Origin of the sequence: Shewanella sp. TC10, from assembly GCF_009663145.1 — a bacterium.
In the GTDB taxonomy this organism is placed as follows: domain Bacteria; phylum Pseudomonadota; class Gammaproteobacteria; order Enterobacterales; family Shewanellaceae; genus Shewanella.
The window spans coordinates 1-19,522 of record NZ_VKHR01000057.1; the positions used below are offsets into that span (position 1 = coordinate 1).

Below are 19,522 nucleotides of genomic sequence, written 5' to 3' on the forward strand. Positions count from 1 at the left end.
CCATGCGCCACTAGCTCAGCTGGATAGAGCAACGCCCTTCTAAGGCGTGGGTCTCAGGTTCGAATCCTGAGTGGCGTACCAAATTATGGTGATTGTAGCTCAGTTGGTAGAGCCCCGGATTGTGATTCCGGTTGTCGTGGGTTCGAGCCCCATCAGTCACCCCAAATTTTGCATTAAAAATGCACGATTGTAGAGAAAGCGACCTAAGGTCGCTTTTTTTATGCCTAAAATCCCGATTTTACCCCGTTTTCACACTCGACTCCGCAGTAAACCGTCGCTATAATGTCGCGTCTTGATAAATATCTAATACGAATTACTACGGGTAATGGCGCTGAAAAGCTGCTGTATAGCACTTTTATTAGTAAACATTAAAAATCAAGAAACGAATATTTAATAGTTGAGCTTTCGACTATTACAAAGGACGTCAGACATATTTCGAGGTAAAACAATGCAAGTTTCTGTTGAAACAACTCAAGGCCTAGAACGTCGCCTAACAATTTCTGTTCCTGCTGAACAAATTGAGAAATTAGTTAAAGACAACTTATTACGTGAAGCGAAACGTGCAAAGATTTCAGGTTTCCGTCCTGGTAAAGTACCAGTTTCAGTGATCAACCAACGTTACGGCGCTGCAATTCGTCAAGATGTAACTGGTGAAGTAATGCAACGCAACTTCATTGAAGCGATCATGGCTGAAAAATTAAACCCAGCTGGCGCTCCAGTTTTCGCTCCAGGCGAAACTGAAGGTGAAAACTTCGTATTCGTTGCAACGTTCGAAATCTACCCAGAAGTTGAATTAACTGGTTTAGATGCAATCGAAGTTGAGCAACCACAAGCTGAAGTAAATGACGCTGACGTTGACACTATGATTGAAACTCTTCGCAAGCAACACGCTACATTCGCTGTAGTTGAAACTGCTGCTGAAGAAGGCAACAAAGCTAAAATGAACTTCGTAGGTTCTGTAGACGGTGAAGAGTTTGAAGGCGGAAAAGCTGACGACTTCGAACTAGAACTTGGTAGCAACCGTATGATCCCAGGTTTTGAAGCTGGTGTTATCGGTCATAAAGCTGGCGACGAATTCGAAATCGAAGTGACGTTCCCAGAAGATTACCATGCAGAAAACTTAAAAGGTAAAGCGGCTAAGTTCGTTATTACTCTTACTGAAGTTCAAGCTGCTGAATTACCTGAAGTTAACGATGAATTCGCTTCTTTATTCGGTATCGCTGAAGGTGGCTTAGAAGCACTTAAAGCTGAAATCCGTAAAAACATGACTCGTGAACTTGAACAAGCGCTTAAAGCAAATGTGAAAGAGCAAGTTATCGAAGGCTTATTATCAGCTAACGAAATAACTATTCCTTCAGCATTAGTTGATGGTGAAGTTAATGTACTTCGTCAACAAGCTATGCAACGTTTTGGTGGCCAAACTGAAAACATGCCTGAGCTACCTGCTGATTTATTCACAGAACAAGCAGAGCGTCGTGTTAAAGTTGGTTTACTTCTTGGCGAAGTTATCAAAACTAACGAACTTCAAGCTGAAGACGAGCGTGTTCAAGGTCTTATCGCTTCAATGGCTTCTGCATACGAAGATCCAAGTGAAGTTGTTGAATACTACAATGGCAACAAAGAGCTAATGCAAAACATGCGCAATGTAGCGCTTGAAGAGCAAGCTGTTGAAGTTTTATTAAAATCTGCAAAAGTGACACTAAAAGATGTCGAATTTGAAGAATTTATGAACAAGGCAACCGGTAAAGCGTAACCATCGCTTGACTTGATTGGCGGTTCGCCATTTAATGGCTCGTATGAGGTTCCTCATACGAGCCATTTTTATTTTAGGGAAGCATAAAATGCATAAAGCGCCAGAATCTGTACTCAATGCTCTTGTACCTATGGTTGTTGAACAAACGGCTAAAGGTGAGCGTTCATATGATATTTACTCTCGTTTATTAAAAGAGCGAGTAATTTTCTTGGTTGGCCAAGTGGAAGAGCACATGGCTAACTTGATCGTGGCGCAACTATTGTTCCTAGAATCAGAAAGCCCAGATAAAGATATTTCTATCTACATCAACTCGCCAGGTGGCTCTGTCACTGCGGGTATGGCAATTTACGATACAATGCAATTCATTAAGCCAAATGTAAGTACCGTTTGTATTGGTCAAGCATGTAGCATGGGCGCATTCTTATTAGCGGGCGGTGCAGAAGGTAAGCGTCATTGTTTACCTAATTCACGTGTGATGATCCATCAACCACTCGGTGGTTTCCAAGGGCAAGCATCTGACATCGCAATTCATGCTCAAGAAATCTTAGGCATTAAGAATAAATTAAACGAAATGTTAGCTGAACATACTGGCCAACCATTAGATGTTATCGAGCGTGATACTGACCGAGATAACTTTATGAGTGCCCAAGAAGCAGCTGATTATGGTTTAGTTGATTCAGTTTTTGAAAAGCGTAGCTGATCTTTAGGCCTGAGTACGCTATTCTGTGATGAATAGCGTATAAAAAATATTTGACTGTTCCTGTGTTGCACAATAAATGCACAGGTGTTTTTTTGAAAACAGTGAACAGGCTGTAACAGAGGTAGGGTAATGGGCGATAACAAAAGTACCGGTGACAGTGGCAAACTACTGTACTGCTCTTTTTGCGGAAAAAGCCAACATGAAGTTAGAAAGCTAATCGCTGGACCTTCAGTATATGTTTGTGACGAGTGTGTCGAGCTATGCAATGACATTATTCGCGAAGAAATTAAAGAAATATCGCCTAAGCGCGATCAAGATAAATTACCGTCACCACATGAATTGCGTACGCATTTAGATGATTACGTCATTGGCCAAAATCAGGCTAAAAAAGTGTTGTCGGTGGCGGTTTATAATCATTATAAACGTTTACGTAATGGCACACCGATCGAAGGTGTCGAGTTAGGTAAAAGTAATATTTTGCTTATCGGTCCAACGGGTAGTGGTAAAACGTTATTAGCTGAAACGCTGGCACGTTCTTTAGATGTGCCATTTACTATGGCAGATGCTACAACATTAACCGAAGCGGGTTATGTTGGTGAAGATGTAGAAAACATCATTCAAAAGCTGCTTCAGAAATGTGATTACGACGTTGAGAAAGCTGAACGTGGTATTGTTTACATTGATGAAATCGATAAGATTAGCCGTAAATCTGATAACCCTTCAATTACACGTGACGTGTCTGGCGAAGGTGTTCAGCAGGCGTTATTGAAACTGATTGAAGGCACAGTTGCTTCAGTACCTCCTCAAGGTGGCCGTAAGCACCCTCAGCAAGAATTTTTGCAGGTAGATACCTCTAAAATCTTATTTATCTGTGGTGGTGCGTTCGCTGGACTTGAGAAAGTGATTGAGCAACGTGGCTTAACTGGTACTGGTATTGGTTTCGGTGCTGAAGTTAAAGGTGAAGCTGACAAAACGACGATTTCACAAACCCTAGGTAAAGTTGAACCAGAAGATTTAATTAAGTTTGGTTTGATCCCTGAGTTTATTGGTCGTTTACCTGTTGTGGCTACGCTAACTGAGTTAGATGAATCTGCTTTAGTACAAATTTTATCTCAGCCTAAAAATGCACTGACTAAACAGTACGGTGCTTTGTTTGAGATGGAAGGTGTTGAGTTAGAATTCCGCGAAGATGCGCTTAAGGCCATTGCCCACAAAGCAATGACACGTAAAACTGGTGCTCGTGGTTTACGCTCTATCATCGAAGATATCTTATTAGATACCATGTATGATATTCCTTCAGAGGAAGGTGTGATTAAAGCCGTTGTTGATGAATCAGTTGTTAAAGGTGAATCTGCACCTATCTTGATTTATGAAAACACTGACAGCCAAGTTGCTGGTGGCGAACAATAAATAGACGCTTTTAGCTGTTTATGAAAAATAAGGAGTCCGTTGGGCTCCTTTTTTCGTATTAGCCATTGAAAGTTCAAGAAACATCCCAATATACTGATTATAAAATCCATTCATCAAACGGAATCGAACTATGACCCAAGAGCGTGAAGCGCATATCGAACTCCCCGTGCTACCACTTCGAGATGTAGTGGTTTATCCCCATATGGTAATTCCGTTATTCGTCGGACGAGAGAAATCAATTCGATGTTTAGAATCGGCAATGGAACAAGATAAACAAATTTTATTGGTCGCACAGAAAGAAGCTGATTTAGACGAGCCAACAAAAGACGATATTTTCGAAATTGGTACAGTGGCGTCAATTCTGCAATTACTTAAATTGCCAGACGGCACAGTAAAAGTATTAGTTGAAGGTGGTCAACGTGCAAAAGTTGACAAGTACACTCAAGAAGAAGAGTTCTTCGTTGCAACGGCACAATACTTAGAATCTGAAGAGCTTGCTGAGAAAGAAGAAGAAGTCCTCGTTCGCAGTGCTATCAGTCAGTTTGAAGGTTACATCAAGCTCAATAAAAAGATCCCACCAGAAGTACTAACATCGCTAACTGGTATTGAAGAGGCTGCTCGTCTTGCTGACACTATGGCTGCACATATGCCACTTAAGTTAGAAGATAAGCAATCAGTACTTGAGATGATTAACGTTGGCGAACGTCTTGAATATTTAATGGCGATGATGGAAGGCGAAATCGACTTATTACAAGTTGAAAAACGTATCCGTGGCCGCGTTAAAAAGCAGATGGAAAAAAGTCAGCGTGAGTACTATTTGAATGAGCAAATGAAAGCCATTCAAAAAGAACTTGGTGATCTCGACGAAGGCCAAGACGAATTTGAGGTGTTAGGCCGCAAAATCGAAGAAGCTAAAATGCCTGCTGAAGCAAAAGAAAAAGCTGAAGCTGAGCTAAACAAATTGAAAATGATGTCACCAATGTCTGCAGAAGCGACAGTGGTGAGAAGTTATGTTGATTGGATGACGTCTGTGCCTTGGAGCCAACGTTCTAAAATTAAGCGTGACTTATCAAAAGCAGAAGCCATTCTCGATACCGACCACCACGGTTTAGAGAAAGTAAAAGAACGTATTCTTGAATATCTTGCTGTGCAAAGTCGCGTTAAGCAGCTTAAAGGACCAATCCTTTGTTTAGTTGGACCTCCAGGTGTGGGTAAAACGTCACTAGGTCAGTCTATTGCTAAAGCAACAGGACGTAAGTATGTTCGCGTTGCATTAGGCGGCGTACGTGATGAAGCAGAGATTCGTGGTCATCGCCGAACTTACATTGGTTCAATGCCAGGTAAAGTGATTCAAAAGATGGCTAAAGTGGGCGTTAAAAACCCATTATTCTTATTAGATGAAATTGATAAGATGAGTTCAGATATGCGAGGTGATCCATCATCAGCATTACTTGAAGTACTCGACCCTGAGCAAAATGCAGCGTTTAACGATCATTATTTAGAAGTTGATTACGATTTATCTGATGTAATGTTTGTTGCGACTTCTAACTCAATGGATATTCCAGGGCCGTTATTAGACCGTATGGAAGTGATTCGTTTATCGGGCTATACCGAAGATGAAAAGCTGAACATTGCTAAGAAGCATTTGCTGACTAAGCAAGTTGAGCGTAATGGTCTAAAGCCTAAAGAAATAAATATCGATGATAGTGCCATCATTGGCATGATCCGTTATTACACACGCGAAGCTGGTGTTCGTTCATTAGAGCGTGAACTGTCTAAAGTATGCCGTAAAGTCGTTAAAATGATTTTATTGGACAAGTCAGTTAAAACTGTTGAAGTAAATCAAGACAATTTGAAGTCATTTCTTGGAGTGCAACGTTTTGATTACGGTAAAGCTGAGTCAAATAACCAAATCGGTCAAGTGACAGGTCTGGCATGGACACAAGTCGGTGGTGATTTACTGACCATTGAAGCGACTTCAGTGTCAGGTAAAGGTAAGCTTGCGTATACCGGTTCACTTGGTGATGTGATGCAAGAGTCGATTCAAGCTGCTATGACAGTAGTAAGAGCGCGTGCGGAGCAATTAGGTATTAATGCCGACTTTTACGAGAAACGTGATATTCACGTTCACGTACCTGAAGGAGCAACACCTAAAGACGGTCCATCAGCAGGTGCAGCAATGTGTACTGCCTTAGTATCAAGTTTAACGGGTAACCCAGTTAAAAGTGATGTGGCGATGACAGGTGAAATTACCCTTCGCGGCGAAGTACTTCCTATTGGTGGCTTAAAAGAAAAGTTACTTGCAGCGCACCGTGGTGGTATAAAAGTTGTTCTAATTCCTAAAGAAAATGAACGTGACTTGGAAGAAATTCCAGCGAACGTGATTGCAGATCTTAAAATTCATCCAGTCAGATGGGTGGATGAAGTGCTTGAACTGGCATTAGAAAGACCTGTAAAGGGCTTTGAAGTGGTTAAAAAGTAGCTAAATAGCAAAAAAAGTTGCTTTGAACTTAAAAAAAGTGAAAAAAGGGGCTTAACAAACGCTAAAGCTGTGGTAGCCTAGATAAGTGGAGAGTCAGTTAGCACCAAACCCTTGGCGCAACTGACTTTGAGCTGTATCCAAGTACATTTTTTTTGGTTTTCCAACTAAGTTTGGTGTGGTATCAAACTTATAACAAAAAAGCCTCCGCAGACCGCTCTAAAGACGGATTTGGTTGCGGCGCGAAAATAAACATTCAAGGGGATGACATGAACAAATCTGAACTAATCGAGAAAATCGCTTCTGGTGCTGACATTTCTAAAGCTGGCGCTGGCCGTGCATTAGATTCTTTCATTGGTGCTGTTACTGAAGCACTTAAAGAAGGCGATAAAATTTCTCTAGTTGGTTTTGGTACTTTTGAAGTACGTCAACGTGCAGAACGTACTGGCCGTAACCCACAAACTGGTGCGGAAATCAAAATTGCAGCAGCAAATATTCCTGCTTTCAAAGCTGGTAAAGCTCTAAAAGACGCTGTTAACTAAATAGTTAATATCGTTGCCTTTTGTAAGGCATTTGTAGAAAGCACTGTTTTAACAGTGCTTTTTGCGAAAAAGATATCAGAAAGAACTTAGTTAGTTTTGATATTCGGAGGAATTGGGTCATACCCGAGGTAGCGTCTGATAACTCCACATAAATTACAAGAAGGCGCATCCCAACGTGGTGCGCCTTTTTATTTTATTAATCGCAACAAGCGAGAATTCAGATGTTAGAAAAAATTCGCGAAGGTTCACAAGGCGTTATTGCAAAAAGCATTTTAGTGCTAGTGATTCTTTCGTTTGCATTTGCAGGTGTAAGTAGTTACCTAGGCACTTCAACAGAAGTTGCAGTTGCCGTAGTTAATGGTGACGACATTACTGCAAATGAACTAGAACAAGCTTATCAAAACGAACGTGGCCGCCTAGAGCAACAACTAGGGGAAATGTTTGATGCATTATCAGCTGATGATAACTATATGAATGGTATCAAGCAAAATGTATTAGACCGCCTGATTGCTGACAAACTAATGACTCAAGCAGCAGCAGATTTAGGCTTACGTGTTTCTGATGACCAAATTAGACAAGCGATTGTTAACGAACCAGCTTTCCAAACGGATGGCGTGTTTGATAATGATCGTTATTTAGCTGTACTACGTCAGTTAGGCTACCAAACTACTAGCTTCAGAAATATGATGCGTACCGACATGACTCGTCGCCAGTTATTAACTTCGTTAGTAGCCACTGAGTTCGTATTAGACGGTGAAGCAAAGCAATTAGCTGAAGTTCAAGGTCAAACGCGTGACATTCGTTACTTAGTTGTAGCTTCTGCACCTTACTTAGCATCTGCTTCAATTTCTGATGAAGAGATTAAAACATACTATGACAGCAACTTGATGCAGTTTATGGATCAAGAAAAAGTGAGCTTAGAATATGTTGAGTTAAATGTAGCTAAAATCGCTGAAGGTATTGATGCATCGGTTGAAGACGCTCGTGCTTACTACGAAGAAAATAAGCAACAGTACCAAACTCCAGAAAAGCGTTTAGCTGCTCATATCTTATTTGCCTCTGGTGATGATAGCGATGATGAAGCAAAAGCGGCTGCAAGTTTAGCTAAACTACAATCGGGTGAAGACTTTGCGGAAGTTGCTAAAACGGATTCTGATGATCAATTCAGCGCTGAACAAGGCGGTCAACTTGACTGGTTTGAGCAAGGCGTAATGGACCCTGCATTTGATACGGCTTTATTTGAGCTTAATCAAGGTGATTACTCACAAGTTGTTAAGAGTGAGTTTGGTTACCATATCATTAAGCTACTTGATGTTCAGTCTGGCGCCGCAGCTCCATTCGATGACGTTCAAGATAAGATTGTTGCTGATCTTAAAAACAAGAAAGCAATTGATGAATTCTACAGCTTACAAAGCATCTTAGCTGATACAAGTTACGAAGTACCTGACACGCTAGATGAAACAGCACAAGCTTTAAATGTTGAAGTACAGTCTACGCAGTTATTCTCTCGTGATAATGCTCCTGCTAACTTAAATAAACCTGCTTTAGTCCGTGCTGCATTTTCTGATGATGTTATCGGAAGCGGTATGAACAGTGAAGTGATTGAGCTTGAGCCTAACCACGTTGTTGTTATTCGTCTACTTAAGCACCAAGATGCTGGCACTTTACCTCTAAGCGATGTAAAAGCGGGTATCGAAGCACGCTTAGTTCAAGACAAAGCCAATCTTGAAGCAAGTGAAAAAGCGAACGAGTATCTAACTGAGCTTAAAGCGGGTAACGAGATAACTGAAGTCACTATTTCGACTAAAGCGCAATTGGCTCGCTTTAGCCAAGATATTGATCAAGCAATCACCACTAAAGCTTTCCAAATGCCAGCTCCTGAAGCAAGTGGCGTTTCGTTTGATACGGCTGCTTTAGCAAATGGTTTTGCAGTGATTGCGTTAGATAAGGTTAATGCTGCAGAAGGTATTGATAGCAACGTGCTTGATAGCATTAAGCAACGTCTAGCACCTCAATTCAGCGAAGCTGATTACCGCTCTGTGATTGATGCATTAAAAGCACAAGCAAAAATTGAGTATCCTGTTGCTGAATAATTCCTCAGCTAACTAGATATGAGCATAAAGCCAAGGGAAACCTTGGCTTTTTTATTTATATCATCATGTAGAAGGAACTTCATGAACATTGCGCTATTCGACTTTGATGGCACCATCACAGAAATCGATACCTACACGCCATTTATTCATTTCAGTGTGCCTAAATGGCGCATCCTTATTTGTTATCCCTTTTTACTGCCAATCATTTTACTTTATAAACGTAAGTTGATTGGTGGTTCAACCATTCGTACCATCATTAGCCGCTTGAGTTTTTATCGCCGTAAGCAAAGTGAAGTGTTTGTTCAAGGAAAAAAATACGCAGCAACATTAAATGCTGTTATAAAACCAGAAGCTAAAAAGCGCTTAGAGTGGCATAAGCAACAGGGTGATTTGATTGTCGTTGTATCAGCATCCCTTGATGCTTATTTAATACCTTGGTGTACTGAGCATAATGTTGAGCTTATCTGTGCTGAGTTAGAATCGCGTAATGGGCGTTTAACGGGGCGATATATTAATGGTGATTGCAGCGCGCACCAAAAAGCGCAAAGAGTGAACCATCGATACCAGTTGAGCAGCTTTGAAAAAGTTTATGCTTACGGGGATACTGAAGAAGATTCACAATTATTGGCTTTAGCTGATGAAGCCTATTTTTGCTGGGAAAAAATAACTGTTTAGGGTAACTATTTGTTTTAATCGACTCACTGCTTTAATCGATTCACAGCTAAATTAACTATGCAGTTCGGCTCAGTTCAACTCATTCAATTTAAACAGGCACGATAGAAGGTAAAACGTAAGTGGAAAATATAAATCAACGATTTGAGCAGGTGTTAACGCATATTGATAATAACTTGTCAGCGAGCTTTAATATGGAGTTGTTGGCTACTATTGCTCAAGTACCTCAGTACCATTTTGATTTTATTTTTCATAGTTTATTTCATACCAATACAGACGATTATATTGCGCTATTACGGAACTTAGAGGTTGCTCAGCAGCTTGGGTTTGATAAAACAATATCAATTGCAAAAGTCGCGCAGTCAGCTGGTTATCCATCAGAGGTAGCTTTTGACAAAGCATTTAGTCAGAGTATTGGCCAAAGTCCTCAACAGTTTCAACAGTCACCAGACTGGGGAAATTTTTTTGAAAAACAGCAACCGTTAAAAACCCTTTCAGAAGGCCATGACGAACTATCTGCCAGCGACGTTAATATTGAAATTGTAGAACTAGATAGCATTGGGGTCATTACGATTAAACACCGAACTCTTGCTGAGTATTTACCGCAAACTATTCAAGCGATGCGTGCTTTTAGGCAAGCCTATCAACTTTCGCCCGCTACCAGTCAAACTTTTAATTTCGTTTATCAAATTAATGCATCAGAAAATGAACAGTACAATATTGATATTGCAGTGAGTATTAATGACAATCAAAAAGCGACTTTAATGCCTTTAATTGAGTCTTCTGAGCACTTTAAGTTAGGCGAGATACCAAAGGGTAGGTTTGCATCATTCATACATACAGGCTCTGATGAGGCATTAAATCAAAAAGTGAAGTATTTATACGGGACCTGGTTAATTGAGCAAAATAAAAAACATAATGTTGAATTGAAAAATCTGCCGCTAATTTTTGAGAAAATAAACATCACTGAGCCAAATAAGCAACAAACAAGGGTCTATTTAGCCTTAGTTTGATTGATTCTAGACTGAATAGTGATGTGATTTAAATGCTGCCGTAGCTTAATGCGACGTCATTCGCATCATCTCTGCACAAATCCATGCCATATAGGTTGCCCAAGCATATCCAAATACAGAAAACATGATGGCAACTGGCGCTAAAGAGCGGTGAAAAGCCATGGCTACAACTGGCGAGGAAGCCGCACCACCGATACAGCATTGGCTGGCTAAAGCCATATAAGCAACCGGTGCTTTCATCAACAGCCCTGCAATAATCACAACGATGGCATGAATTGATAACCACACAAACCCAATTGCAAAGTAAATGGGGAAGTCATCAATCATAGTGAGATCCATTTGCAAGCCCATATTGGCTATCAAGCAATACAGCATGACAGTCGAGACTTTTGAGGCACCAGCTGATTCAAGTTCACGGACTTTGGTATTGGATAGGATAATGCTCACAGTGGTCACTATGATAACTATCCAAAAGAATTTAGACGTAAAACTGTATTTTTCTGTTAGTGGGTAATGTTCTGCAAAAAATGGTGCCAGTATATCAGCACCGAAATGAGCTAAGCCTGTAACGCCAAAAGCAACACCAAACATCATCATGTAAGTATTCAGACTCGGTGCAGTTTGTTTGTTAGTGACATTATGTTCAGTAACAGAGATAAGCTTATTGAATTGACTTGCATCAGAGCCAAGTTTTTTATCGATGGCTTTGGCGTTATTGGCACAGATAAGTAAAAATGACATCCATATCGCTGAATAAATAACATTGACCGATATCATTATCGCGAATAAGCTTTCTTCAACTTGATAGATTTCCTTCATGGCTATTTGATTTGCAGTACCACCAACCCAGTTAGCCGCGAGTGTTGCCATTCCTTTCCATGCTGCGCCATCTCCGACCCAAGTGATCGTTTCTGGTGCGACTTTTGAGAATATTAGCAGCGTTAATGGACCGCCAATAATGACACCAAGGCTGCCGAGTAAAAATAAAATAACAATTTTTGGACCAAGCAAAAGCATAGATTTAATATCCACACTAATGATCAATAACGTTAAACATGCGGGCATTAAATACTTAGAGGTGATGGTATTTAATTCACTGAGACTTGCATCAACAATATTGAAGGTGTTGAGTAGTGAAGGAAGGACATAACACATCACCATGACAGGCACAAAACGGTATATTTGTTGCCAAATTGGATGTGAAGATTTACTGGTATAAAAAATTAACCCAATAATGGTCGCGAGTAAGCCAAATATTACTGGATCTTGGTTGATCATAAATTCTCTGGCTACCTTAGTGTTTAAATAATGATGGTATTAAGCGTTACAAAAACTAATAAACTCTTCTAATAGAGATGACAAGGGCTCGTCATTTCGGCTGATTGACCAATATTTACGACTGAAATCCCAATCTGCAAGTTGCAGTTCAACAATTTCACCGCGTTTTATCTCTTCTTTTACTGCTAAATAAGGCAATACGCTGACGCCAATACCTGTGCCTATTGCACGCTTAATTGCCCCCATAGTATTCATAGATAATTCATGATTAATCGTGATTCTAGCACTTCTTAACAATTGAGTATTTCGAAGCCTTGAAACAGATAATGTTGAATCCATTACCCATAATTGCTCTGATAATAATTCAGCTGTAATGGTTTCATCTAAAATCGGATTGTCGCAGCTAGTTACCAGACAGATTTTATCTTTTAACCATTGCTCATATTGCAGATTATTAAGTCCAGGTTTGGCATCAACAAAGCCTAAATCTAACTCTTTCTCTGAAACCATTTTCTCAATTGTGAGGCTATTATTAATAACCAGTTTGATATCAACTAATGGGTGCAACTTTTTAAATTGTGGAATTTTACGTGACAAAATGTAGTTTCCAGCAGTTTTACTACTACCTATTTTTATGGTCCCACCTACGGCATTTCGCTCGGCAAACATTTGTTCTAATTGAGTGCCTTTAGAGAGCATCTCATTGGCGTAGGGAAGGATAACTTCACCATTATCATTAATCGATAGCCCATTACTTCCTCGCTCAAACAGCCTCGTTCCTAACGAACTTTCTAACTCTTTAAGTGCCATACTCACAGCGGGTACAGACATATGCAGTTGTTGCGCAGCTTTTGAAATCTGTCCGTTATCATGAATGGCTTTAAAAATGGTGAGTTGTTTAAGCGTAATTTTCATAAGATAAAGATTATTTTATTAATGATGTTTGAGATTATAGCGAAATAATAAAAAACAACTTAAAAATCAGGGTTTAGGTTACGTTTTTTGCAACTCTGCTCATGTTTTTATTAAAACTTTTAACTGTGTAAAGCTAGCGTTAACTGAATACTGGGCAGTTAACGCTCTAGATTCTAATTTTTAAAAGTCGTATCTAACACCAAGGGTAAAAATATTGTCTTCATCTAAATCAATAACAGGACCTGCATTTTCAACTCTGTATTCACCTTCATATTTAGCATAATGGGCAAAAACCATTGTAGATTTAGATATACGGTAATCGGCACCAATCACAAATGAATTAATGTCGACATCCGTGGCGCGCTTATATTCACTTGATGATGTTGCACTGTTCTTAAAGTATTTACCAAAACCTGCTTCATCTTTACCGATTTCAGCTTTTAAATTAACGCCATTTAAATTATAAACCGCGCTAACAAAATATGAATTACCTTCTTTATAACTGTATTCTTGGCTTTCGGTATTTTGAAATAATCCACCAAGTTTAAACTTGCCGATTTTGAACTGCGCCACGCCACGATAAGCATCAACACCACCAATGGTATTATAGGCAGCAGCTAGGTAATAAGGTTGGTTTTTCAGCTTCTTATCACCTGCAATAATACTTAATGCATATTGCTGCTCGTCGTAATCTGTACGCTCACCGTTGTCATCATATTCTGCGTAGTTATCATCCATTAAATAAGTGGCATTGAACGTGATTAAATCAGCAATTTTAGGCGAGTAATAGGTAATACCGTCAGCTTTACGATCTTGGCCGGCAATCATTCTATTGTATGCAGCATTGGTTAACGCAAAAGCCTCACCTTTACCTTTAGATGTTTTCATTACGGTGTCGTTTCTACCTACGAGTACAGTACCTAGATTTGTCTTTAAACCTAAATAGGTATTTCTCGCTTTAAAGACATCATCATTGCCTTCATTTGTAGCTGAATTAACTTGTAACTCGACGCGATAAAGTACCTCAATATCTTTAGCAAGTGTTTCACTGCCGTGAACGCCTAATCTTGAAAAGTTATTTTCTAGTACTGTTCCAGACTTACCATTTTGAGTTGTAGAACCATTGTCTGAATTAGTTACTGCCATCTCTAATCGACCGTAAAATTGTGGTGACTCGGCTAATGCTGAATAAGAATTAGCTGAGAGAAGTGTTATCACTGATAATGATAGTAATGTTTTTTTCATGTTTAATCCCATGTTTTAAATAGTAAATTTAATTAATATTGTTTTTGTTTTTATAAACGTTTTAATGATTTATCTTTTTCATTTTTTAAGAAACGTTATTAGTGTCTAGATACAAAATTTATAAAATCTTATTTTTTATAAATCAGTAAATGTATTTAGATTTCATGTTTTATATCGTAGTAATTTTATTTTTTGAGAAAATGAATGTGAGTCACAGGTGTTTGTTTTTTGTTGCTGATTAAGGAGAATTGAACACGTTTTCATAAAAACTTAACTGAACCTTAAATATGATAGAGATCTAAGTTTTACTACTCCTTAGTGAGTAATCTTGCTCTCAACAAAGAGACATAAGAAAACACACTTAAAGGATCGAACACATGAAACTTAAATATTTAGCTTCGGCAGTAGCAGTGATGATGCTTACTTCTGGCAGCGCAATGGCAAAAAATGACTTGGCTTCATTTCATACTGAAATGGGTGACTGCCAGACTTGTCACGTCACTGGCAAAATGAAAGACATCAAAAAATCGATGACTGATAGCCAAACACATGAGAACGCTCAATGTCAGGATTGTCACGGTGGATACGCTGATCTAGTTAATGACAAATTAGAATTTGACCCACATGCTTCTCACTTAGGTGAAATCAACTGTACTTCTTGTCACTCTGGGCATGCGAAACCTGAGTTAACGTGTAACAACTGTCATAACTTCGAAATGGAAATGCCTTTTGCTGATGCGAAAGAGAAGAAAAAGTGGGATGGCGATTGGAACCAAGACAAGATCCAAAAAGCTATCGCGAAAGGACCTGTAGAAACGGTTGACGTCATCGTCGTTGGTGGTGGTTCAGCTGGTTTTAATGCTGCAATTTCTGCAAAAATGGCAGGCGCTAATGTGGTGTTATTTGAAAAAGCGCCATACACAGGTGGTAATTCAATGCTAGCTGCTGGTGGTATTAACGCAGTGGGTACACCTCAGCAAAAAGCAAAAGGTATTGAAGATAAAGTTGAATGGTATGCAGAAGATGCAATGAAAGGCGGTCGTAACCAAAATGACCCAGAGTTAGTGCAAATCCTTGCAGAAGAATCAGCAGGCGCAGTGAAATGGCTTGAGTCTTTAGGCGCTAATATGGACGACTTAAAGCGTTCTGGTGGCGCTCGCGTTGAACGTACTCACCGTCCTTCAGGTGGCGCGTCAGTAGGACCACACATCATTGATACATTACGTAAAGCAGCAAAAGAGCGTGATATCGATGTTCGCGTAAACTCTAGAATCGAAAAAATCGTGTTAAACGACGACAAGTCAGTAGCGGGTGTGGTGGTTCATGGTCGTCATTCTGGTTACAACATGGTTGCGGCAGATTCAGTTGTGCTTGCAACAGGTGGTTACGGTATGAATAAGCAAATGGTTGCTTACTATCGTCCTACAATGAAAGACATGACAAGTTCAAACAACGTTACAGCAACCGGTGATGGTGTATTACTTGCGAAAGAAATTGGCGCTTCAATGACAGATATTGATTGGGTTCAAGCTCACCCAACAATTGGTAAAGACAGTCGTATCTTAATTTCTGAAACTGTTCGTGGTGTAGGCGCTATTATGGTGAATACAGATGGTCAGCGTTTCATTAGTGAACTTACGACTCGTGACCGTGCATCAGACGCCATCCTTAAGCAAAAAGATCAATATGCTTGGTTAGTATTCGATGAGCAGTTAGTTGAGAAGAAGAAAATGGTACGTGGTTACGAGCATTTAGGTATGCTAAGTAAAGCCAATACTGTTGAAGAGTTAGCTAAAATCACTGGCATGAGCCAACTACCTAAAACTGCAGTTGATTACAACAAGTATCAAGCTGCGGGTAAAGATGATGCATTCGGTCGTGAAGATATGCCTCTTAACTTAAGCAAGCCGCCATTCTACGCAGTTAAAGTTGCACCTGGTATTCATCACACTATGGGTGGTGTTGCAGTTGATACCGATGCAAACGTATTAAATCTACAAAGCTGGAAAATGGAAGGTTTGTTCGCAGCAGGTGAGGTGACTGGTGGTCTTCACGGTTACAACCGCCTAGGCGGCAACGCAATTGCTGATACCGTAGTATTCGGTCGTAAAGCTGGTGAAAATGCTGCTAAGCATGCACTTGAAAAGAAATAAGCTTTAATATAATTCATCATCCCTAATATCCCCCAAAGACCAAGTCTCATCAGCTTGGTCTTTTTTTTTGCGTCTTATTTATAATTTATTAGTTAATCAAAGCTAGTTTAAAAAATAGAACGCGGATTAACAGACATAAAAAAACCAAGCACTTGGCTTGGTTTTTACTTATTTCGAAATTTAACAGTTATAAGCTGACAACATCAAAAGTCACGTTTGGATTAACGTCCGCATCATAATCAATACCGTCAACTCCGAAACCAAATAGTTTCAAGAATTCTTCTTTATATTCATTATAATCAGTTAGTTCAGTTAAATTTTCTGTAGTGACATCAGCCCAAAGCTCACGACAATGCTTTTGAATTTCTTCACGTAATTCCCAATCATCTAAACGTAGGCGATTGTCAGCATCCGTTTCTGGCGCAGCACCGTCTTCACGGAACAAGCGTTCACTGAACATGCGGTAAATTTGGTCCATACAGCCTTCATGAACACCTTCTTCACGCATTTTCTTAAATACCATCGCGATATAAAGTGGCATCACTGGAATAGCAGAGCTTGCTTGAGTGACGACACTCTTAAGCACTGCTACATTTGCAGAGCCGCCAGTGGCTGATAACTTAGTATTTAACGCATGTGCTGCACGGTCTAAGTCCATCTTGGCTTTACCTAGTGCACCATGCCAGTAGATAGGCCAAGTGATTTCAGTACCGATATAGCTGTAAGCAACGGTCTTACAGTTGTCTGTTAATACGCCAGCTTCGCTAAGCGCATTCATCCATAATTCCCAGTCTTCGCCGCCCATAACCGTTACTGTATCGGCAATTTCTTGCTCTGTAGCTGGTTCAACTGAGGTTTCAATGATGGTATTTTTATTGGTGTCTACAGCTGTTGCTGTATATGTTTCACCAATAGGCTTAAGGCTTGAGCGGATCACTTCACCTGTGTCTGGCAGCTTACGCACAGGAGAGGCTAATGAGTAAACTACCATATCGATTTGACCAAGGTCTTCCTTAATCATTTCAATAACTTTTTGTTTTGCTTCATGGCTAAAGGCATCACAGTTGATACTTTTAGAATATAAGCCTTCAGCTTTAGCAAACTTGTCAAAATAAGCAGAGTTATACCAGCCTGCTGTACCAGGTTTTGTTTCAGTACTTGGTTTTTCGAAGAAAACACCGATTGTTGCAGCATCACTACCAAAAGCTGACGCTATGCGCGAAGATAAGCCGTAACCACTAGAAGAACCGACAACAAGCACCTTTTTAGGACCGTTTGCAATTTTGCCTTTCGCTTTGGTTAATTCAATTTGCTCTTTTACGTTAGCTTCACAGCCGATAGGGTGTGTTGTGGTACAAATAAAGCCACGTGTTTTTGGTTTAATAATCATAATTTCGTTTCTTCCTTTAACAATGGCCATAGGATAAATAGTTAGCCGCCGAAATGGCACTCATTTTTAATAAAAATAGCTAAATTACGCAGTGGTTGGAGCAGTTTAGCGTTTTGCCTTGAGCAGTACTTGCTCTGTAATGAGTCTGCGTGTGTATTCATGTTGCGGGTTTTCAAATAATTCTTCAGTGGTATTTTTTTCTACCATGACACCTTTATTGAGCACCATAACTTTATCACTAAAGTGTCTAACCACATTTAAGTTGTGAGTCACAAAGATATAAGATAAACCCATTTCTTTTTGAAGTTTGAGCAACAGATTTAAAATTTGCGAACGTACTGATAAATCTAAAGAGGCTAGCGCTTCATCAGCAATAATAATTTTGGGATTAAGCATTAATGCCCGCGCAACCGCAACACGCTGTTTTTGACCTTCGGATATCATATGAGGGTAAAAACTTGAATGTTCAGGTAGTAACCCCACCTTACGTAGAGTATCCGTTACTTGCTCTTTGCGTTCCTGGCTGGTCATATCGGTATTGAAGCGTAATGGCTCTTCAAGTAAAGCGCCAATCGTTAACCTTGGGTTTAACGAGGTGTTCGGATCTTGAAAAATCATTCGTATTAGGCGGCAACGCTGCTTTAAATTACGCGCCTCCAATGCCTCACCTTCAAACTCAATCGTCCCAGTGGTACGAGGTTCTGCACCTACTAACATTCTGGCTAAGGTGCTTTTCCCAGAGCTGACCTGACCGACAATTGCTAAAGTTTGGCCACGTTCAAGTTCAAATGAAACAGGGGAGAGCGCCTGATTATATTGCGCCTTAAAGCGTTTATAACCAGTAAAGTATCGTTTACTAAGTTCTGTGACATTAAGTAATGGCGTTGTCATCTTCTATCTCATTGTTATATGGGAAGTGGCAAGCAAAATAGCGGTCTTTTTCATGGGCTAAACTGGGTTGAATTACACATTGTCTTTGCGCATCGGGGCAGCGTGGGCCTAGGCGACAACCTGCTGGCAAGTGTTGTAACGATGGTGAAGAACCTTGCAAGGAGGGTAAATATGATTTATGACGCATTTTACCTGTGTGCTCAGGTAAGTTTTTAAATAATGCTTTGGTATAGGGGTGATAAGGGTTATTGAGCAACTCATTAACAGGCCCTGATTCCATAATTTGACCACTGTATAAAATGCTAATGCGATCACACCATTTCACCAAGGTTTCTAGTTCGTGGCTTACCAGCAAGATAGACACATTTTGCAATTGGTTTAACTGCGACAGTAACCTGAAAATTTGCGCTTGTGTGCTTAACTCCATCGAGTTTGTCGGCTCATCTGCGATTAACAATCTAGGGTGATTGGCAACAGCCATTGCAATCATCACTTTTTGACATTCACCTTCAGATAACTCCCAAGGGTAGCTTTTCATAATGGCTTCAGATTGTTTAATACCGACTTTATGTAACCACTTTTGAGCTGTTAAACGTGTGTCTTTAGCCCGCCGCCAAAACGGTACTGCTTTATTGGGTGTTAATGACTCAATCAGTTGACTACCAATGGTCTTAACTGGATCTAAACTGCCTGAAGGATCTTGAAAAATCATTGTCATATCAGTGCCCATCAAGTTGCGGCGCTGTTTAGATGTCATTTCAAGGAGATTTTTACCATCCCACATCATACGATCTGCAATGATATTCCAGTTAGGACCTAATACTCCAAGAACGGCTTTTGCAAGTAGACTGCGGCCAGAACCAGACTCACCAACTAAGCCATGCACTTCACCAGGGTTAATGGTCAAGCTGACTTTCTCAAGCACTTTTACCTTGCCTTGAGGGGTATCAAGTTCAATGGTCAAGTTTCGAATATCGAGTAATGGCAT

15 protein-coding genes and 2 tRNA genes are annotated in these 19,522 nt (G+C 40.0%); 11 read left to right on the plus strand and 6 right to left on the minus strand.

Annotation, left to right across the window (positions count from 1 at the left end; all coding sequences use genetic code 11):
• Positions 1 to 4 precede the first annotated feature (4 nt).
• From FNZ24_RS17000 to FNZ24_RS17045, 10 genes are all read left to right on the plus strand, one after another.
• Positions 5 to 81 (plus strand) — tRNA-Arg (locus FNZ24_RS17000).
• A gap of 7 nt (positions 82 to 88) precedes the next feature.
• Positions 89 to 164, plus strand: a tRNA-His gene (locus FNZ24_RS17005).
• A gap of 284 nt (positions 165 to 448) precedes the next feature.
• Positions 449 to 1,753 carry a trigger factor gene (gene tig / locus FNZ24_RS17010; RefSeq protein WP_153916031.1) on the plus strand — a complete coding sequence of 435 codons (1,305 nt, stop codon included), beginning with the start codon at positions 449 to 451 and terminating at the stop codon, positions 1,751 to 1,753.
• 88 nt (positions 1,754 to 1,841) lie between these two features.
• A complete protein-coding gene (clpP, locus tag FNZ24_RS17015) occupies positions 1,842 to 2,453 on the plus strand; it encodes an ATP-dependent Clp endopeptidase proteolytic subunit ClpP (RefSeq protein WP_153916032.1) in 612 nt (203 codons plus the stop codon).
• 129 nt (positions 2,454 to 2,582) lie between these two features.
• The gene (gene clpX / locus FNZ24_RS17020; protein WP_153916033.1) at positions 2,583 to 3,863 is read left to right on the plus strand and encodes an ATP-dependent protease ATP-binding subunit ClpX; all 1,281 of its coding nucleotides are present in this window, start codon (positions 2,583 to 2,585) and stop codon (positions 3,861 to 3,863) included.
• Between the two features lie 130 nt (positions 3,864 to 3,993).
• Positions 3,994 to 6,345 (plus strand): endopeptidase La, encoded by a 2,352-nt coding sequence (gene lon / locus FNZ24_RS17025; RefSeq protein WP_153916034.1) that lies wholly within the window; start codon positions 3,994 to 3,996, stop codon positions 6,343 to 6,345.
• A 266-nt stretch (positions 6,346 to 6,611) separates the two neighbouring features.
• Positions 6,612 to 6,884, plus strand: coding sequence for an HU family DNA-binding protein (locus FNZ24_RS17030; protein ID WP_055023877.1), 273 nt, complete (start codon positions 6,612 to 6,614; stop codon positions 6,882 to 6,884).
• Between the two features lie 221 nt (positions 6,885 to 7,105).
• Entirely contained in the window at positions 7,106 to 8,977 is a 1,872-nt protein-coding gene (locus tag FNZ24_RS17035) for a SurA N-terminal domain-containing protein (protein WP_153916035.1), read from the plus strand.
• Between the two features lie 81 nt (positions 8,978 to 9,058).
• Positions 9,059 to 9,652 carry an HAD-IB family hydrolase gene (locus tag FNZ24_RS17040; RefSeq protein WP_194945088.1) on the plus strand — a complete coding sequence of 198 codons (594 nt, stop codon included), beginning with the start codon at positions 9,059 to 9,061 and terminating at the stop codon, positions 9,650 to 9,652.
• A 119-nt stretch (positions 9,653 to 9,771) separates the two neighbouring features.
• On the plus strand, positions 9,772 to 10,662 hold the full coding sequence (locus tag FNZ24_RS17045; RefSeq protein ID WP_153916037.1) for an AraC family transcriptional regulator: 891 nt from the start codon (positions 9,772 to 9,774) through the stop codon (positions 10,660 to 10,662).
• Positions 10,663 to 10,707: 45 nt separating this feature from the next.
• Here the strand turns inward: FNZ24_RS17045 and FNZ24_RS17050 are convergent, their stop codons facing one another.
• The 3 genes from FNZ24_RS17050 to FNZ24_RS17060 all read right to left on the minus strand — a co-directional run bounded on the left by FNZ24_RS17050 (position 10,708) and on the right by FNZ24_RS17060 (position 14,100).
• Complete coding sequence (locus FNZ24_RS17050) at positions 10,708 to 11,940, minus strand: DUF819 domain-containing protein (protein WP_153916038.1); 1,233 nt, start codon at positions 11,938 to 11,940, stop codon at positions 10,708 to 10,710.
• A 39-nt stretch (positions 11,941 to 11,979) separates the two neighbouring features.
• On the minus strand, positions 11,980 to 12,855 hold the full coding sequence (locus tag FNZ24_RS17055) for a LysR family transcriptional regulator (RefSeq protein ID WP_153916039.1): 876 nt from the start codon (positions 12,853 to 12,855) through the stop codon (positions 11,980 to 11,982).
• A 180-nt stretch (positions 12,856 to 13,035) separates the two neighbouring features.
• Positions 13,036 to 14,100: a porin gene (locus tag FNZ24_RS17060; protein WP_153916040.1), complete on the minus strand. Its 1,065-nt coding sequence runs from the start codon at positions 14,098 to 14,100 to the stop codon at positions 13,036 to 13,038.
• A gap of 377 nt (positions 14,101 to 14,477) precedes the next feature.
• Between FNZ24_RS17060 and FNZ24_RS17065 the strand changes: the two genes are divergently transcribed.
• Positions 14,478 to 16,253, plus strand: coding sequence for a flavocytochrome c (locus FNZ24_RS17065; RefSeq protein ID WP_153916041.1), 1,776 nt, complete (start codon positions 14,478 to 14,480; stop codon positions 16,251 to 16,253).
• Positions 16,254 to 16,440: 187 nt separating this feature from the next.
• Here FNZ24_RS17065 and fabV read toward each other — a convergent pair whose 3' ends face one another.
• The 3 genes from fabV to FNZ24_RS17080 all read right to left on the minus strand — a co-directional run bounded on the left by fabV (position 16,441) and on the right by FNZ24_RS17080 (position 19,522).
• Positions 16,441 to 17,643: an enoyl-ACP reductase FabV gene (gene fabV, locus FNZ24_RS17070; RefSeq protein WP_153916042.1), complete on the minus strand. Its 1,203-nt coding sequence runs from the start codon at positions 17,641 to 17,643 to the stop codon at positions 16,441 to 16,443.
• 105 nt (positions 17,644 to 17,748) lie between these two features.
• A complete protein-coding gene (locus FNZ24_RS17075) occupies positions 17,749 to 18,534 on the minus strand; it encodes an ATP-binding cassette domain-containing protein (RefSeq protein ID WP_153916043.1) in 786 nt (261 codons plus the stop codon).
• A complete protein-coding gene (locus FNZ24_RS17080; protein ID WP_153916044.1) occupies positions 18,515 to 19,522 on the minus strand; it encodes an oligopeptide/dipeptide ABC transporter ATP-binding protein in 1,008 nt (335 codons plus the stop codon). The genes FNZ24_RS17075 and FNZ24_RS17080 overlap by 20 nt, the downstream gene beginning before the upstream one ends.

Bases quoted from the DNA above. Each gene is read 5' to 3' on its own strand.
- tig (WP_153916031.1), top strand. From the start codon at position 449: ATGCAAGTTTCTGTTGAAACAACTCAAGGCCTAGAACGTCGCCTAACA.
- clpP (WP_153916032.1), top strand. From the start codon at position 1,842: ATGCATAAAGCGCCAGAATCTGTACTCAATGCTCTTGTACCTATGGTT.
- clpX (WP_153916033.1), top strand. From the start codon at position 2,583: ATGGGCGATAACAAAAGTACCGGTGACAGTGGCAAACTACTGTACTGC.
- lon (WP_153916034.1), top strand. From the start codon at position 3,994: ATGACCCAAGAGCGTGAAGCGCATATCGAACTCCCCGTGCTACCACTT.
- FNZ24_RS17030 (WP_055023877.1), top strand. From the start codon at position 6,612: ATGAACAAATCTGAACTAATCGAGAAAATCGCTTCTGGTGCTGACATT.
- FNZ24_RS17035 (WP_153916035.1), top strand. From the start codon at position 7,106: ATGTTAGAAAAAATTCGCGAAGGTTCACAAGGCGTTATTGCAAAAAGC.
- FNZ24_RS17040 (WP_194945088.1), top strand. From the start codon at position 9,059: ATGAACATTGCGCTATTCGACTTTGATGGCACCATCACAGAAATCGAT.
- FNZ24_RS17050 (WP_153916038.1), bottom strand. From the start codon at position 11,940: ATGATCAACCAAGATCCAGTAATATTTGGCTTACTCGCGACCATTATT.
- FNZ24_RS17055 (WP_153916039.1), bottom strand. From the start codon at position 12,855: ATGAAAATTACGCTTAAACAACTCACCATTTTTAAAGCCATTCATGAT.
- FNZ24_RS17060 (WP_153916040.1), bottom strand. From the start codon at position 14,100: ATGAAAAAAACATTACTATCATTATCAGTGATAACACTTCTCTCAGCT.
- FNZ24_RS17065 (WP_153916041.1), top strand. From the start codon at position 14,478: ATGAAACTTAAATATTTAGCTTCGGCAGTAGCAGTGATGATGCTTACT.
- fabV (WP_153916042.1), bottom strand. From the start codon at position 17,643: ATGATTATTAAACCAAAAACACGTGGCTTTATTTGTACCACAACACAC.
- FNZ24_RS17075 (WP_153916043.1), bottom strand. From the start codon at position 18,534: ATGACAACGCCATTACTTAATGTCACAGAACTTAGTAAACGATACTTT.
- FNZ24_RS17080 (WP_153916044.1), bottom strand. From the start codon at position 19,522: ATGCCATTACTCGATATTCGAAACTTGACCATTGAACTTGATACCCCT.